At 51.7% G+C, this 15,379-nt stretch carries 15 protein-coding genes and 1 pseudogene; 3 read left to right on the top strand and 13 right to left on the bottom strand.

Annotated features, from left to right (window positions below; genetic code table 11):
- Window positions 1-8 precede the first annotated feature (8 nt).
- The 7 genes from rsxD to blr all read right to left on the bottom strand — a co-directional run bounded on the left by rsxD (window position 9) and on the right by blr (window position 5,566).
- Window positions 9-1,061, bottom strand: a complete 1,053-nt coding sequence (rsxD, locus tag M8370_RS01390) for an electron transport complex subunit RsxD (protein ID WP_038980391.1) — start codon at window positions 1,059-1,061, stop codon at window positions 9-11.
- A complete protein-coding gene (gene rsxC, locus M8370_RS01385) occupies window positions 1,062-3,236 on the bottom strand; it encodes an electron transport complex subunit RsxC (RefSeq protein WP_250020393.1) in 2,175 nt (724 codons plus the stop codon).
- Complete coding sequence (gene rsxB, locus M8370_RS01380) at window positions 3,229-3,807, bottom strand: electron transport complex subunit RsxB (RefSeq protein WP_013096899.1); 579 nt, start codon at window positions 3,805-3,807, stop codon at window positions 3,229-3,231. The genes rsxC and rsxB overlap by 8 nt, the downstream gene beginning before the upstream one ends.
- Entirely contained in the window at window positions 3,807-4,388 is a 582-nt protein-coding gene (gene rsxA, locus M8370_RS01375) for an electron transport complex subunit RsxA (RefSeq protein ID WP_013096898.1), read from the bottom strand. Before rsxA ends, rsxB begins: the two co-directional genes overlap by 1 nt.
- Window positions 4,389-4,464: 76 nt before the next feature.
- Window positions 4,465-4,905, bottom strand: a complete 441-nt coding sequence (locus tag M8370_RS01370; RefSeq protein ID WP_013096897.1) for a DUF2569 domain-containing protein — start codon at window positions 4,903-4,905, stop codon at window positions 4,465-4,467.
- An 87-nt stretch (window positions 4,906-4,992) separates the two neighbouring features.
- Window positions 4,993-5,208, bottom strand: coding sequence for a transcription modulator YdgT (gene ydgT / locus M8370_RS01365; protein WP_013096896.1), 216 nt, complete (start codon window positions 5,206-5,208; stop codon window positions 4,993-4,995).
- A gap of 232 nt (window positions 5,209-5,440) precedes the next feature.
- Entirely contained in the window at window positions 5,441-5,566 is a 126-nt protein-coding gene (blr, locus tag M8370_RS01360; protein ID WP_168112406.1) for a division septum protein Blr, read from the bottom strand.
- 243 nt (window positions 5,567-5,809) lie between these two features.
- On the opposite strand from blr, the gene M8370_RS01355 reads away from it, so the two are divergent.
- Window positions 5,810-6,850 (top strand): oxidoreductase, encoded by a 1,041-nt coding sequence (locus M8370_RS01355; protein ID WP_013096894.1) that lies wholly within the window; start codon window positions 5,810-5,812, stop codon window positions 6,848-6,850.
- Window positions 6,851-6,894: 44 nt separating this feature from the next.
- Here M8370_RS01355 and add read toward each other — a convergent pair whose 3' ends face one another.
- The 3 genes and pseudogenes from add to M8370_RS01340 all read right to left on the bottom strand — a co-directional run.
- Window positions 6,895-7,896 carry an adenosine deaminase gene (gene add / locus M8370_RS01350; RefSeq protein WP_250020392.1) on the bottom strand — a complete coding sequence of 334 codons (1,002 nt, stop codon included), beginning with the start codon at window positions 7,894-7,896 and terminating at the stop codon, window positions 6,895-6,897.
- A gap of 96 nt (window positions 7,897-7,992) precedes the next feature.
- The gene (locus M8370_RS01345; protein ID WP_095454796.1) at window positions 7,993-9,165 is read right to left on the bottom strand and encodes a MalY/PatB family protein; all 1,173 of its coding nucleotides are present in this window, start codon (window positions 9,163-9,165) and stop codon (window positions 7,993-7,995) included.
- Between the two features lie 48 nt (window positions 9,166-9,213).
- A pseudogene (locus M8370_RS01340) lies at window positions 9,214-9,681 on the bottom strand (glucose PTS transporter subunit EIIB); the annotation flags it as partial.
- Window positions 9,682-10,105: 424 nt separating this feature from the next.
- Here M8370_RS01340 and M8370_RS01335 point away from each other — a divergent pair.
- Window positions 10,106-10,828, top strand: a complete 723-nt coding sequence (locus M8370_RS01335; RefSeq protein ID WP_065187184.1) for a YagK/YfjJ domain-containing protein — start codon at window positions 10,106-10,108, stop codon at window positions 10,826-10,828.
- Between the two features lie 542 nt (window positions 10,829-11,370).
- On the opposite strand, the gene M8370_RS01330 is transcribed toward M8370_RS01335, so the two are convergent.
- The gene (locus M8370_RS01330) at window positions 11,371-12,456 is read right to left on the bottom strand and encodes a DUF8606 domain-containing protein (protein WP_058660857.1); all 1,086 of its coding nucleotides are present in this window, start codon (window positions 12,454-12,456) and stop codon (window positions 11,371-11,373) included.
- A 158-nt stretch (window positions 12,457-12,614) separates the two neighbouring features.
- Window positions 12,615-13,229: a recombinase family protein gene (locus M8370_RS01325; RefSeq protein ID WP_058660855.1), complete on the bottom strand. Its 615-nt coding sequence runs from the start codon at window positions 13,227-13,229 to the stop codon at window positions 12,615-12,617.
- 399 nt (window positions 13,230-13,628) lie between these two features.
- On the opposite strand from M8370_RS01325, the gene M8370_RS01320 reads away from it, so the two are divergent.
- Window positions 13,629-15,047 carry a DNA cytosine methyltransferase gene (locus tag M8370_RS01320; RefSeq protein WP_050863415.1) on the top strand — a complete coding sequence of 473 codons (1,419 nt, stop codon included), beginning with the start codon at window positions 13,629-13,631 and terminating at the stop codon, window positions 15,045-15,047.
- 40 nt (window positions 15,048-15,087) lie between these two features.
- On the opposite strand, the gene M8370_RS01315 is transcribed toward M8370_RS01320, so the two are convergent.
- On the bottom strand, window positions 15,088-15,379 hold a 292-nt coding region (locus tag M8370_RS01315), incomplete at its 5' end, for a type II restriction endonuclease (RefSeq protein WP_250020391.1).

The following is a 15,379-nucleotide window of genomic DNA, read 5'->3' as shown; positions in this document are numbered from 1 at the left end:
CGAAACCCTTACCGATGGCCGTATACGCGTGGGCGCGTGTAGTAGTCAATGAGCGGAACGGTGATGTTGGCAAGCAGGACGGCGAACGCTACGCCATCCGGATATCCGCCAAAACTGCGGATCAGCCACACCAGCAGACCGGCCAGCGCACCGAAGATCAGACGACCGCGATTGGTGGTCGAGGCGGTCACCGGATCGGTCAGAATAAAGAACGCGCCCAGCATGGTGGCACCAGAGAGCAGATGCATCTGCGGGCTCGCCAGGGATTCAGGAGAGAAGAGCCAGCCCAGCGTGGAGCAGACCGCGAGCGTGACCAGGAAGCTCACCGGAATATGCCAGCGGATCGCTTTCTGCTGCAGCAGGAACAGGCCGCCCAACAGATATGCCAGGTTAACCCACTGCCAGCCTGCACCGGCCAGCACGCCGCTGTAGATGGCTGATTGCATGATTTGCTCAACGCTATGCCCGGCACGCAGGGACGTTTTAAACGTATCGAGTGGTGTAGCCTGGCTGACACCATCCACGCCCATACGCAACGCATTCATATCGGCACCGGACGCCGTATGGCCGGTAAAGATCACCTGAAGGGCATCCATAAAACCCGGCACCGTGGCGGCGATATCGTGCGGCGGCAGCCAACTGGTCATTTGTACCGGGAAGGAGATAAGCAGTACCACGTAGCCGACCATCGCCGGGTTAAAGGGATTGTGGCCCAGCCCACCGTACAGCTGTTTGGCAATAATCACCGCAAACACCGTACCGAGCACGATCATCCACCACGGCGCAAACGGCGGAATACTGATGGCCAGCAGCAGGCCCGTCAGCAGAGCGGAGTTATCGCTGAGAATACGGGAGATGTTCATCTTACGCAGCTTCAGCACCAGCGCTTCGGCCGCTACGGCGCTGGCACAGCCCAGTGCTAACTGGAACAGGGTTCCCCAGCCGAAAAACCAGAACTGAACGGCAATACCCGGCAGTGCAGCCAGGCAGACCAGCATCATAATGCGCGACGTCTGGCGCTGGTTATGGGTGTAAGGGGAACTTGCGATTCTGAAAACCATTTAATCCTCGTTAACTGCTTGCTGTGCGGCTTTCTTCGCCTGAACGCGTGCAATCGCGGCGGCGACGGCGGCTTTGCGTGGATCGTCGTTCGCGGCAGGCTGTTGTACTTCCTGCTGAGCCGCTTTCCGCGCTTTGGCGCGGGCGATGGCCGCTTCGACAGCGGCTTTGCGCGGGTCGACTGGTGCCTCTTCTGCAGCTGGTTGTGGTTGCTGCGCCGCTTTCCGTGCTTTGGCGCGGGCGATGGCCGCTTCGACAGCCGCTTTGCGCGGATCGACCGGCGCCTCTTCTGTGGCTGGTTGCGGTTGCTGCGCCGCTTTGCGCGGATCGACCGGCGCCTCTTCTGTGGCTGGTTGCGGTTGCTGCGCCGCTTTACGCGCTTTAGCGCGGGCTATCGCGGCTTCAACGGCGGCTTTGCGCGGGTCTGTGGCCTCTTGCTCAACGACTACCTGCTGCTCTCCCGCTTTCCGTGCTTTGGCGCGGGCGATGGCCGCTTCAACGGCCGCTTTACGCGGATCGACACGGGTTTCTTCCGGTTGCCCTGTTTGCGCTTTTTCCGCCTGACGCGCGCGCGCCGCGGCCTTACGCGCTTCACGTGCGGCAATGGCTTCGCTGTTATCTGGCTTCTCACCGGCGGAGATCACCACAGGTTGCGCTGCGGTCGCTTTTTTCTCGCGCACGCGAGCCAGCGCCGCGTTAATGGCATCCTGATCTTTCTCGCCTGGCTGAACGGCAGCCTGCTTATGACGCTCCTGACGGGCCAGTTTTTCACGCTCCAGACGAGCCTGGCGGGCTTCAAAGCGGGCTTTCGCTTCGGCAGCGCGTTTTTCTTCCATCGAGATGGCATAAATCTCGGCCTTCTCCTGACGGAAGTACTGCACCAGCGGAATGTTGCTAGGGCAGACCCAGGCGCACGCGCCGCATTCGATGCAGTCAGCCAGATTATGCGCTTGCGCTTTATCGTGCAGCTGACCTTTGCTGTACCAGTACAACTGCTGTGGAAGCAGATCGGCCGGGCAGGCATCGGCACAGGCGCTGCAGCGGATGCAGCCTTTCTCTTCCTGCTCTTCACCCATTTCGGTGGGGGAGGGGGCGAGCAGGCAGTTAGTGATTTTTACGACCGGAACGTCCAGCCACGGCAGGGTAAAGCCCATCAATGGACCGCCCATGATCACCATCTGATCGCTGCCGGGACAGAATCCGGCCTGCTCCAGAAGATGACGAACCGGCGTGCCCAGACGCGCCCAGACGTTCCCCGGACGAGACACTGATTCGCCCGTCAGCGTCACCACGCGTTCGGTCAGGGGTTCACCGTCAATCACCGCGCGTTTCACGGCGTAGGCGGTACCCACGTTTTGCATCAGCACGCCAATATCCGACGAGCGGCCGCCGTGGGGAACCTGCTTTCCGGTGAGTATTTGCGTCAGCTGTTTTGCACCGCCTGACGGGTACTTGGTCGGAATGACGCGCAGGCTGATATCGTGGCTACCGGCGAGCACCGCGCGCAGCATGGAAATGGCCTGCGGTTTGTTATCCTCAATGCCAATCAGCACTTCACGAGGCTGCAGCACATGGGCGAGGATACGGATCCCCTCCACGACCTGCGCGGCGCAGTCCTGCATCAGGCGGTCATCGGCGGTGATATAGGGTTCGCATTCAGCGGCGTTGATAATCAGGGTCTGAATTTTATCGCCGCCACCGCGCAGTTTGACGCCGGTCGGGAACCCTGCGCCACCCAGCCCGGCAACGCCGAACTGATGAATACGGTCGATAAGCGCTTCCCGGCTGCGGGCGCGGTAGTCGCTCCAGCCATCACGTTCTATCCAGCGGTCTTCGCCGTCGGCTTCAATAATGACGCTCAGTTCGGAGAGGGCTGACGGATGTGCAACGGTGTGAGGGGTAATCGCCACCACTTTACCGGATGTCGGGGCGTGGATCGGCAGCATACGCCCACGACCAAAGGTCAATGGCTGGCCGCGAAGGACGGTATCGCCTTCTTTAACGCACAACTCACCCTCATCGCCAATGTGCTGCTTCAGCGGCATGACGAAACGGGTCGCCAGCGGAATTTGACGCAGCGGCGTGCCGCTGGACTGGGTTTTCATCTCTGGCGGATGGATCCCGCCGTCAAAGTCCCAAATCTTCTCTTTTCTGAAAGCAGAAAATAACTTAAGCATGTTGTTCCACAGGAATATTGCGAACCGGAATGGTTTGAAGATCCCACTTCCAGCTTTCGGTAGTCGTTTCAACCGGGCGCAACTCAATACATTGCGTCGGGCAGGGGGCCACGCAGAGGTTACAGCCGGTGCACAGATCCGCCACAACGGTGTGCATGGCGCGGGTGGCGCCAACAATGGCGTCGACAGGGCATGCCTGAATACACTTGGTGCAGCCAATGCAGTTCGCTTCGTCAATCACCGCGAGGGCGCGCACGGGCTCCTGCACCTGTGCATCGCCGTCAATGGGTTGCGGGTCGACGTTTAGCAGCGCTGCAATTTTCAGCATTACCGCTTCGCCACCTGGCGCACAGCGGTTGATTTTCTCACCCTGAATACCCACGGCTTCTGCATAGGGACGACAGCCAGGATAGCCGCACTGCCCACACTGGCTTTGCGGCAAAAGCTCATCGATTTTTTCAACAACAGGATCGTCCTCCACCGCGAATCGGCGGGAGGCGTAACCCAGAATCAGGCCAAACACCAACCCCAGCACGCTGATGGAGGCGATGGCAATCCAGATGGTATTCATTACAACTTCACCAGACCACTAAAGCCCATAAAGGCCAGAGACATTAAACCTGCGGTCACCAGCGCAATCGCGTTTCCGCGAAAGGGCGCAGGGATATCCGCTGCGGCGAGGCGCTCACGAATAGAGGCAAACAGCACCATCACCAGCGAGAAACCGACGGCGGCAGAAAAACCGTACAGCGCCGACTGCATGAAATTATGCCCGAGATTAATGTTCAACAGCGCTACGCCAAGAACGGCACAGTTGGTGGTGATCAACGGCAGAAAGATACCCAGCAGACGATAGAGCGCCGGACTGGTTTTACGCACCACCATTTCGGTAAATTGCACCACCACGGCAATGACCAGAATGAAGGCCAGCGTACGGAGATAGACTAAACCCAGCGGGATGAGGATCCAGGTATCAATCAACCAGGCGCAGATGGACGCCATCGTCATCACGAAGGTGGTTGCCAGCCCCATGCCCATTGCCGTTTCCAGCTTTTTGGACACGCCCATAAACGGACACAGGCCAAGGAACTTCACCAGAACGAAGTTGTTAACCAGCACTGTGCCGACAAAGAGCAGTAAGTAATCGGTCATTATTCAGCCTGAAATAAAAAAGCCGCCTATTATCGGATAAACCACAACAGGCGACAACAGGTTATCTGTAAGGTTATTACGGATTCACGAAGGTGTTCTTCACCCGCGTCGAACGCTTGAAATAGGGCACCAGAAGCGCCGCCGCCAGTAACGGGAAAAGCAGCTGACGAACGGCCAGCGCGTCCGAAACCGGTGAAAAAGCAAAGGCTTTCACCGCCAGCAGTACGGAAACGAGCAGCCAGATGATGTAGTGCTTAGGCACATTTTTGCGGCGTTTAAAGAACGCAATGGTTAGCCACAGCGTGTAGTACCACATGCCAATGGCGAAGACGAACGACACGAACCACAGCGTAATATTCAGCACACTTTGCGACATCAGGGTCTGGATTGCATGAGGGGTAACCAGCGCGGTGGTATAAAGCAGCAGCGCAAGTGATGCGCTTAATAAGGCAACCAGCAGCCATGCCAGTGGGGCGATTAACCAGCCTCCAATTCTTTCTCCAGGCGTTGCGGTCATGAACTCTCCCATAAATCTGCGCGAAATGTTGTACAGCCAGTTTGCAGGGCGGAGAGTATATAACATTTCGCGCGGATGGCTACTTTCTTATAAAACGTAACGCCATACGGACTTAGGCACTTCGCCGACGTTAAACAAACGGCCACCGGAGACCAGCTCCGCACGGCGATGATCCGCTGCACGATACATATTGATGATGTCCTGATTATCCGACAGCGTGTAGTTCAGGTGGTCAAACAGTTTTTCCAGGCTCTCAAGGGAATTGATCTTGCGAAATTTTAATAAATAGTCCTGAACTGTCATATTAATAAGTTTCCATATAAAAGTGAGTCATACCCGTTAAGGTAATTCGTTTGAATAATAAACGGATTAATAAAGACGTAAACTGCCCACTCAGGTAACGCGACTAAATTAGGAGTTTTCTTTGCGAAAGATTCAGGCATCTGATGATGCCTGGAAGAGAAGGTTAACCGTGTTCACCAGGAGTGGCAATAAGTAACTGACATATTATGTCACTCTTTATTACCGTAACCGGTTACTTAGGTTGGGCGACAGTGACAGGCTCCGGCGGTTGGTAGTTATCGATGTGGCTGGCAACGCCAAGCAAAATGACCGATACCCCAAGAACAATCCATCCCGCTAATTCAATGATTCGATTAATAATTGACGTCATAATTCGTGATTGTAATTTATCCATAAATACCGGTTGCAAATGTTACAGCGCCAGGGGGGAGACAGCAAGTGCTTTGGGAACGGTTCCCTTAAGCACAATCAGCGGGTTAACCCCATATAACAAAAACAAGCGGAGCAGGATGCTATTTTAAGTCATATGGCACATGCTTAATCTGTCATGAGGCCGGGTTAGCCAGTGTGAAATAAGAACATCACAGGAGAGGGCAACACTATGAGTGATAGCATCCGTGTCGGGCTTATTGGTTACGGGTATGCGAGCAAAACATTCCATGCGCCGTTAATTGCCGGTACGCCGGGAATGGCGCTGGCGGCGGTGTCGAGCAGCGATGCCACCAAGGTGCATGCCGACTGGCCCACCGTTCCGGTTGTCTCTGAGCCTAAGCACCTTTTCAATGATCCGAATATCGATTTAATTGTGATCCCCACGCCGAACGACACCCATTTCCCGCTGGCGAAGGCGGCGCTGGAAGCCGGTAAGCATGTCGTCGTCGATAAACCCTTTACCGTGACGTTGTCTCAGGCACGCGAGCTGGACGCGCTGGCGAAAAGCCTTGGCAGACTGCTGTCGGTGTTTCATAACCGCCGCTGGGACAGCGATTTTCTCACGGTAAAAGCGCTGCTCAGCGAGGGAACGCTCGGGGAGATAACCTTCTTTGAATCGCACTTTGATCGTTTCCGGCCGCAGGTGCGAAATCGCTGGCGTGAGCAAGCCGGGCCAGGCAGCGGCATCTGGTACGATTTAGCCCCACACCTGCTCGACCAGGCCGTGAATCTGTTTGGCCTGCCGGTGAGTATGACGGTTGATCTGGCCCAGCTCAGACCCGGCGCGCAAACGACCGATTATTTTCATGCCATCCTGAGCTACCCGCAACGGCGGATAGTGCTGCACGGAACGATGGTTGCGGCTGCGGAATCTGCGCGTTATATCATCCATGGTACGCGGGGGAGCTACGTGAAATTTGGTCTGGATCCGCAGGAAGACAGGCTGAAAAACGGCGAGCGTTTGCCTCAGGAAGACTGGGGATATGATATGCGAGACGGGGTGGTGACTAAAGTGGAGGGGGAGACGCTGGTGGAAGAAACCTTGCTGACGAGCCCGGGGAACTACCCGGCATATTATGCGGCCGTGCGTGATGCGCTGAACGGCACGGGGGAAAACCCGGTACCAGCCAGTCAGGCGATTCAGATTATGGAGTTGATCGAACTGGGCATTGAATCTGCCAAACATCGCGCCACGCTCTGTCTGGCATAAGTGTTGTTGGCCGGGTAGGGCGTAGCCGCCACCCGGCAAAGGGGTTACGCGTTTGCCACCTTATCCCGAAGCGCCTGCCTCTCTTCCGGCGTGAGGAAGGCCATCTCCAGCCCATTAATCTGCGCCTGGCGGATCTGTTCGCGGCTCAGGCCCGCCTGCGGTGCGGCGACAGTATACTCGTGGATAATGTCCACGCCCTGTACCGCCGGGTCATCGGTATTCAGCGAGGCCAGCACGCCGTGCTCAAGGAAGGTTTTCAGCGGGTGCTTATCCAGCGCGGGCACGGTGCTGGTCTGAATATTGGAGGTTAGGCAGGATTCGATCCCGATACGTTGCTCGGCCAGGAAGTCCATCAGGGCGCGATCTTCCACCGCTTTTACACCGTGACCGATACGCTCGGCACCCAGTTCACGGATGGCCTGCCAGATGCTCTCCGGCCCCGCCGCTTCACCGGCGTGAACGGTTACATGCCAGCCGGCATCACGTGCGCGATTGAAATGTGAAAGGAACAGGCTGCCCGGGAAGCCCAGTTCATCCCCGGCCAGGTCGACGGCGGTGATCGCGTCACGATGCGCCAGCAGCGCTTCCAGTTCCTGCAGACAGGCCGCTTCGCCGAAGGTACGGCTCATGATGCCAATCAAACGGGCCTGCACATCGAAGGCTTTGCACCCTTCACGGACACCTTCAATAACGGCTTCAACCACGCCTGCAACGGGCAGGCTGTGGGTCATCGCCATATAGCCTGGCGAAAAGCGCAGTTCGACGTAATGCAGGCCGTTACGGGCGGCATCTTCGATGTTCTCAAAAGCGACACGGCGACAGGCATCCAGTGAGGCCAGCATCTTAACGCCCCAGTCGAGTTTGCTCAAAAAACTGACCAGATCCGGTTCATTAGAGGTGACCTGAACGTGCGGGATCAGGGTTTCAAGCGATTGAGCAGGGAGCGTTAAATTGTACTGGCGGCCAAGATCGAGGATGGTTTGGGCACGAATGTTACCGTCAAGGTGACGATGAATATCTGTTAAAGGCAGGCGTGTATCAATCATGGTCGCACTCTTTTCTGGTTAAAGTGCGCCACATTATAAAAACAAAACGAGGTAAAAAGCTATTTGCGCAAGGGAATATTCCGTTGCGCAAACAAACTACAGGAGCGTGTTGATACCCGCAATCAGCCGCTGCACCCCTTGTTCCAGCTTGCTGCGCGGGCAGCCGGCATTCAGGCGGATAAAACCGATGCCTTCGTTTCCATAGGTATATCCCGGCATGATGGCGACTTTTTGCTGCTCAATCAGTACGTTTTGCAGGGCGCGATCGTCAATATTTAACGGGCGCAGGTCAATCCAGGCGAGATAGGTCGCCTCGGGTGGCGTCCAGTTTAGTACCGGAAAAGCGCTGTTCATTTCACGTGCGATAAATTTCAGGTTCTCTTCCAGATAGTCGCGCAGCGCGGCAAGCCACGGCTCACCCTGCTGATAGGCGGCAATATGCGCCGTCAGTGCCAGCACGGAGGGAGAGGAGAGGCCGTCACGGCCTTTTAGCGCGCTCAGATACGCATTACGGCTCTCCTCATCGCCTATTAACCCATATGCGCCGGTCAGTGCCGGGATATTAAAGCTCTTGGAGCCTGAGGTCAGCAGTGCCCATTTACCGCGCGCGACCCTGTTCCATGGCGTGTGGCGATGTTCTCCCCATACCATGTCCATATGAATTTCATCGCTTATCACCGCCACGTCATAGCGCGCGCACAGTTCAGCCATCTGCGCCAGCTCCTCCTGCGTCCAGACCTTGCCGGTCGGGTTTTGCGGGCTGCACAGCAGCAATATTTTGTTTTCCGGTTTCGCCAGGGCGGCCTCAAGCGCGGCCATATTTCCCTGCCAGCCCGTCGCCTGTTTCTCCATCGCCACTGGCACTACGTGGCGCGCATTGCCTTCAATGGCTTTATAAAACGCATCATAAGCCGGGGTATGCACCACCACACCGTCTCCCGACATCGACCACAGGCGAATCAGCTCAGAGACCATATAGATCACGGAAGGGCCATAAACAACGGTTTCAGTATCAATCCGGCTATTAAAACGTTGCTGGAACCAGTGCGTCACCGCGGCCAGGAATTCTTCGTTTTTCCAGCGGCTGTAGCCAAACACGCGGTGATCAATACGTTGATGTAGCGCATCGATAATGCAGGGGGCGGTGGCGAAATCCATATCAGAGATCGTAAAGGGCAGCAGGTCGGCGGCACCAAAACGGTCGGCAACATAATCCCACTGTGTACACCAGGTGCCGTGGCGATCGACAACGGTCGAGAAATCAAACATGACGTATGTCCTTAAAGTAAAACCCCCTCTGCGTGAGGGGGTGAGGCATCAGGCTTCGACTGTGCGCATCAGGGTGGCCAGCTCATCTTTGACCGACTGCACCTGCGGGCCGATAACCACCTGCAAATTGTGCTGATTCAACTGTACCACGCCGATTGCCCGGTTGGCTTTCAGGGCATTGGTATCCACTTTCGACATATCCGCCACCGACAGACGCAGACGGGTAATGCAGTTATCCAGAGAGGTAATGTTATCCGCACCGCCCAGCGCCGCCAGAATGGCCGGCGTGTTATAACCCGATTTACCCACTGTACCGGCAACGGCCTGTTCCACGCTGGTGGCGGTTTCGGCATCGCGGCCAGGCGTTTTCAGGTTAAAGCGGGTAATGGCGAAGCGGAAGATACCGTAGTACACCACGAACCAGATCGCCGCCACGACCGGTACCAGATACCACTTGGTGGACAAACCATGCAGGATGCCGAACACCACGAAATCAATTACGTTGCCGTCGGTGTTCACTGAAGTGCGATAGGTATGATCAATGTTTTATGATCTACCTTGTGAACAATCAGACTATTGCAATGTTGTAAACTACAGATACACCCTCAACTGTGTATGCCGGAAGGAAGCCAAATACAAGATTGCAAATCCTTTTGAATTCTCCTGTTATTACCAACAAGCCACACAATCATTATTCCTCTTTCATTGATGAACGATAATTGTTGCCATCCAGTATGATTTTTGAGATGATAGGGGGTTATATAAATATATTCGTAAGCTTTGTTCCGTAGTATTTTCCCCCTCGAAAACATCCCCAACGTCAGATACAAGGCGGCTTTGCGCTATCGCAAATGCCCTCGTTTTACCGTGGTTTTAGGTAGTAACTATAGCTATGTGGGAGGTGTGGTCTCTTTCCGAGTACAAAAAGGTTAATTTAACAATGATGCAACAATCACAAACCCTGTTCGAATCGTCGATTTTATCGACAACAAATTTTCGTACCGTCTACCATGAACACGGACGTTACAAAACCATTAATGGCAACTCCTTTGTTCATGATGGTCATGAATACCGGATTAACACAAGAATCGGCTCTGGTGTTCGTCATGACATACTTATGTCAACAATCAACGAACTGAACGCAATCCTGAAGCTCTACAGTCGAGTGTTCCTGACCCGTTTTGATCTCCACCTCCCTGAGTTCACTTCTGTTGAAGCAGGTAACAAATACATACGCAACCTGTTCAAACGATTACGTGACCGCCTGGAGTCTGGAAACAACGGGTTATCAGAACCTATCATTGATTTTGCTTACGGTTGGGTTTGCGAACAGGAAAAGGCTTCACAACCCCATTACCATTGCTGGATTGCACTTCCACATCGTTCGGTAAGATGGTTTGGAACGCCAGAAAGAGGGATCGCTGGTATTATTACGGAAATCTGGATGAAACTGACAGGTGGTAAAGCAACGCTGGTAAACTTGTCTAAAGCCACTAAAGACTATCCCGATCACTACGTCATTCATCGTGAACATCCTTCATCACTCGAAGGTCCGGTATTCTGGCTTTCTTACCTGGCAAAAGAACGCGGTAAAGCGCAAACAGGGAAGGGAACGCGCATGTACTCAACATCAAAATTGAGTAGCAAAGTACTGAATTCGTAAATATCGCACAGGAAGCCCGTAGCACGTTTTTCTTTCGAATGCATGCAATCGCATTACCCATATCATAAAAGTCGCTTACAGCCTCGCTCAGAGCGTTTTAAGGCATGATTTGTAACTGGTTAACTTTATGCTTCGGTCAGATGCTTGATAGTTCAACTATAGTTGCTATGCTGATAGATTCATACATCACTTCAAAATTCCTCGCGAAGCGAGGGACACGAACGAAGTGAGTGTCTGTGTACGATGTACTGTTTATAATATTTATATTTTATATATAGAGAAAACAGTACATTTCCGTATATTTTTTAACCAGCATTAACTATCCGTCTTCGCTTCGCTTGACGGAACTCGCTTCGCTCGTAATTCAGGATATAACTTCAGCGTTTGAAACGATTTTCGCAACCCTTAGAACGTTTTGTTCAATGTTCATTGTCCGGTCAGAATCGAAGATAAAATATTAGATTTGGCCTGACACAGCTTTGGCACAGAGCAGACCTTCACCTCCGTCAAGTGCCAACAGCGAGCTTCGCTGAAATTAGTTTTTACTGACCAAATTCAGATTGAACAAATTTTAATGTTTGCTCATGCCGCAATTTACAGACGACATTTTGGTTCGCGAAGATGCCAGAAAATGTTTTCGCCTGCTCTCTCGGAAGAGACTTGATCCAACGAACACCAACAACCCATTCTGAAAGTTCTTCATTGTCAGAGTTTGCGTTTGGGTGTTCCGCTTTCAATCCTGCGGAGAGTAAAGGAACATTTGAATCAGTTACGAAATCGCGAATCATGACTGCTGGTTTGGTCACTTCCCCAAAGCCGACGTAACCGCATCCTTTCATGTAAGCATAAATTTTGTCACCGACTGCAAGACGATTAAGTGCAGATGAGTACACCTTCCCTTGACCTGCGCTAATAAAGCCAAATTGTCTGTTATCGTCCCAGGTTCGATACTTGCATTCGCCCACATTCACGAACCAACTACCAGTCCAATCTTCTTGAGTGGAAGCAATTGCTCTATGCTTAATTTCTCTTCGTTCAATATAATCTTTAGCTTCCGGCAACGGAATAATTGTTTCCGGTTTGATAAATAGCTCACCATCAGAATCGACAAATGGTGCAAGCCGAGTGCACTGAATATCTATGCCATATTCTCGCAGCCATAATACAGCGGAGATGACTTCAGAGTTGAATTCTTTTGAGACCAAAATAATGTGCTGTTTCTCGTTAAGTAGCTCAATATCAGCATCAATGAATTCCTCGATTTTTTTTGCTGCATCAAATTCAGACTCCTTTAAATAGGCTGCGTAAAGTTTAAAAATCTCATCGGGGAAGAGTTTTGAGCAATACGATGCATACTTTATTGCCTGCCATTCAACAGACGAGCCAGAATCATCCCGTTTTAACTCAACTATAACAAGTGCAGCCGATTTATTTACGCAAAGTAAATCGAGGCGCTTGCCTGATGCAAGAACAACCTCTTTACCAATGACAAGTAGATCATTACCCAAAATAGCAGGGCTTTTTTCGATCCACTCCTGAATATCGAAACGTTCTCTCAACCCAAGTTCGGAAAAATTTGTTGGTTTTAATTTTATTAGTGTCTTATTTATTGTATCAACACGAAACATTGGTCCTACCTCCTTTTAAACAGTTCCTATAAATTTACATGCTATATTCAGCGGCATACTCACACTATCATGAACAAAAGATAGTATGCAATGTCCGCACCTCCTTTAGTGTGGACGGTCAGATCCGAGTGCATTCTTACGATATAATACAAATATAATTAGCTTAATAACTCTTTCTTGATTCGGTAAAAGGTGGCGCGGCTGATATCTGCTGCCTTCATGATGTGGGCTGGTTTAACGTTCTGCGCCAGCATTTCGCGAACAGTTTCACGGGCTTCCATATCTTTTTCTTTCCCCGTATACAAACCTGCCAGTTTTGCTCTTGCGATACCCTGTGCCTGGCGTTTACGTCGGGTTTCATAATCTTGTCGCGCCATTGTCGCAAGAATATCGATCAGCATTGCATTGACTGCCCGAAGAATGCCGCTGGTAAGGTCGTTACCGGACATTTCAACCATCTGCCAACTGGTCGGTAAGTCCATCGAAACAATAACCAGTCCTTTACTGTTCAGCGTAGCTTTGAGTTCAGCCCATTCTTCATGTTGAAGACGACTGAGACGATCAATCGCTTCAATTAGAAGCAAGTCGCCAGGCTGTGCTTCCGCAAGTAGGCGCATCAGTTCCATACGTTCCAGCTTCGCACCACTTGCATTCTCAATGTATTCTCCGGCTACTTGCCAGTTTTTGCTTTGCGCAAATTCGCGCAGGCTAACTAATGCACGATCAGCATGTTGGCCTTCGGTAGATGCACGGCAATAGATACGGACATTCATTATGCATTCTCTTCTGAGTATTAAATGGATATCCATATGATACAGTGCGTGTTTATGTTGTCAATAGAGTCAAATTAAACCCTATTGATACTTTGTATCATGGTCTTTATCAGGTATACCCGAATGAGACGATAAAAAGGAGGAAAACATCTGCGATTTTGCAAGGAAGGGGATACCCTCTTAACATTAAAATGGTAAACCACTTTACTAGTGTCGGTATTGGTTTGGTTAGCACCAAGTTGTTCTGAGAAAACTTTCATTGTCTGTGCGGTTTCATTGAAGAAAGATTTCAACAGCCGGCAGATTTATGTTAAGCACTGTTTAAATGCCCAGTAATAAAGTTTACATCTGGGTTAAATGAGTGATAGGATGTCACTAATAAGACCCTATGGAGGCGTTATGTCTGAATTTGAATTACTGGCGCAGGATCTGCTTGAAAAAGTGGAAATAGAAGAAAAGCAGCGACAGGAAAATGACAGAAAACTAATTGAGCAGGTATTGGAAATCTATGATCAGAAGTATGTTGCAGAGCTCTTAAGAAAAGTTGGTAAAAACGAATGGAGCCGGGAGACACTTAACCGCTGGATCAATGATAAATGCTCCCCCAGGTCACTGATTTCAGCCGAGGAGGCGCTTCTTCGAAAAATGCTTCCGGAACCACCAGCAAATCATCCAGAGTACGCGTTTCGTTTCGTTGACCTGTTTGCCGGGATTGGCGGAATTCGTAAGGGATTTGAAGCGATCGGGGGCCAGTGTGTCTTTACAAGCGAATGGAATAAACAAGCGGTACGCACCTATAAAGCTAACTGGTTTAATGACGAGCAAGCGCATACATTTAATCTCGATATCCGAGAAGTCACCCTTAGTGACAAGCCTGAGGTATCAGAGACAGATGCTTATGCTTATATCGACGAACATGTTCCAGACCATGATGTGCTTTTGGCTGGCTTCCCCTGCCAGCCATTTAGCCTTGCGGGAGTGAGTAAGAAAAATTCGCTGGGTCGCGCGCATGGTTTTGAGTGTGAAGCACAAGGAACTCTTTTCTTTGATGTGGCACGTATTATCCGGGCAAAAAAACCAGCCATTTTTGTGCTTGAGAACGTCAAAAACCTGAAAAGCCATGACAAAGGTAATACTTTTAAGGTCATCATGGAGACACTTGACGAGTTGGGCTATGAAGTTGCCGATGCGAATGAGATGGGGAAAAGCGATCCTAAAGTCATCGATGGTAAGCATTTTCTTCCTCAGCATCGTGAACGTATCGTTCTGGTGGGTTTCCGTCGCGACCTGAATATTCACAATGGCTTCACCCTTCGCGACGTCAGTCGATTTTATCCCGAACGACGTCCAGCATTTGGTGAGCTACTGGAACCAGTGGTTGATAGCAAATATATACTGACGCCTAAACTCTGGGAGTACCTTTACAACTATGCTAAAAAGCATGCCGCTAAGGGGAACGGTTTTGGTTTTGGTCTCGTTAACCCTGAAGATAAAGAAAGCGTGGCCCGCACACTTTCAGCCCGTTATCATAAAGATGGCTCCGAGATTCTGATAGACCGTGGCTGGGATATGGCTGCAGGTGAAGTCGATTTTGCGAATCCTGAAAACCAAGCTCGCCGCCCACGTAGACTGACCCCCCGCGAGTGCGCACGCCTCATGGGCTTTGAAACGCCAGACGGCAAGCCTTTCCGGATTCCGGTTTCTGACACTCAGTCATATCGTCAGTTCGGTAACTCCGTTGTGGTCCCTGTCTTTGAAGCAGTAGCCAGACTACTGGAGCCTTACATTCTCAAGGCTGTTTCTGCCAAGCCTGATTAGGCATAACTGAAACTCCCGGCTTTCACATGCCGGGGGTTTCTTATGGCAGTTCTGCGTAGAGCCCTGTAAGTTCAGCGATAAAAGCCCCTAGCGTCATTAGTTCACCTCTCACCGCTTCCGGATATTTCCTGTGTAATGATGATGGTACAACCAGTTTTACCCCAGCATCCTTCATTTCTTTATGCTGAGTCTGAGAAACGCCTTCCTGTAGTGTGAAAAGATGTATCTCTCTGATTTTGTCCGCCTCGTTTAATATCTGACGCCAGCGGTCTTTACATGTTGTCTTCACGGCTAACATACGAAGATTTTCTTCGGGGTATCCAATATCGTGG

Origin of the sequence: Enterobacter cloacae complex sp. OE43NF, from assembly GCF_023544405.1 — a bacterium.
Taxonomy (GTDB): domain Bacteria; phylum Pseudomonadota; class Gammaproteobacteria; order Enterobacterales; family Enterobacteriaceae; genus Enterobacter; species Enterobacter cloacae.
The sequence above is the reverse complement of the archived record's forward strand: the minus strand, read 5'-3'. Positions and strand labels throughout refer to the sequence as shown.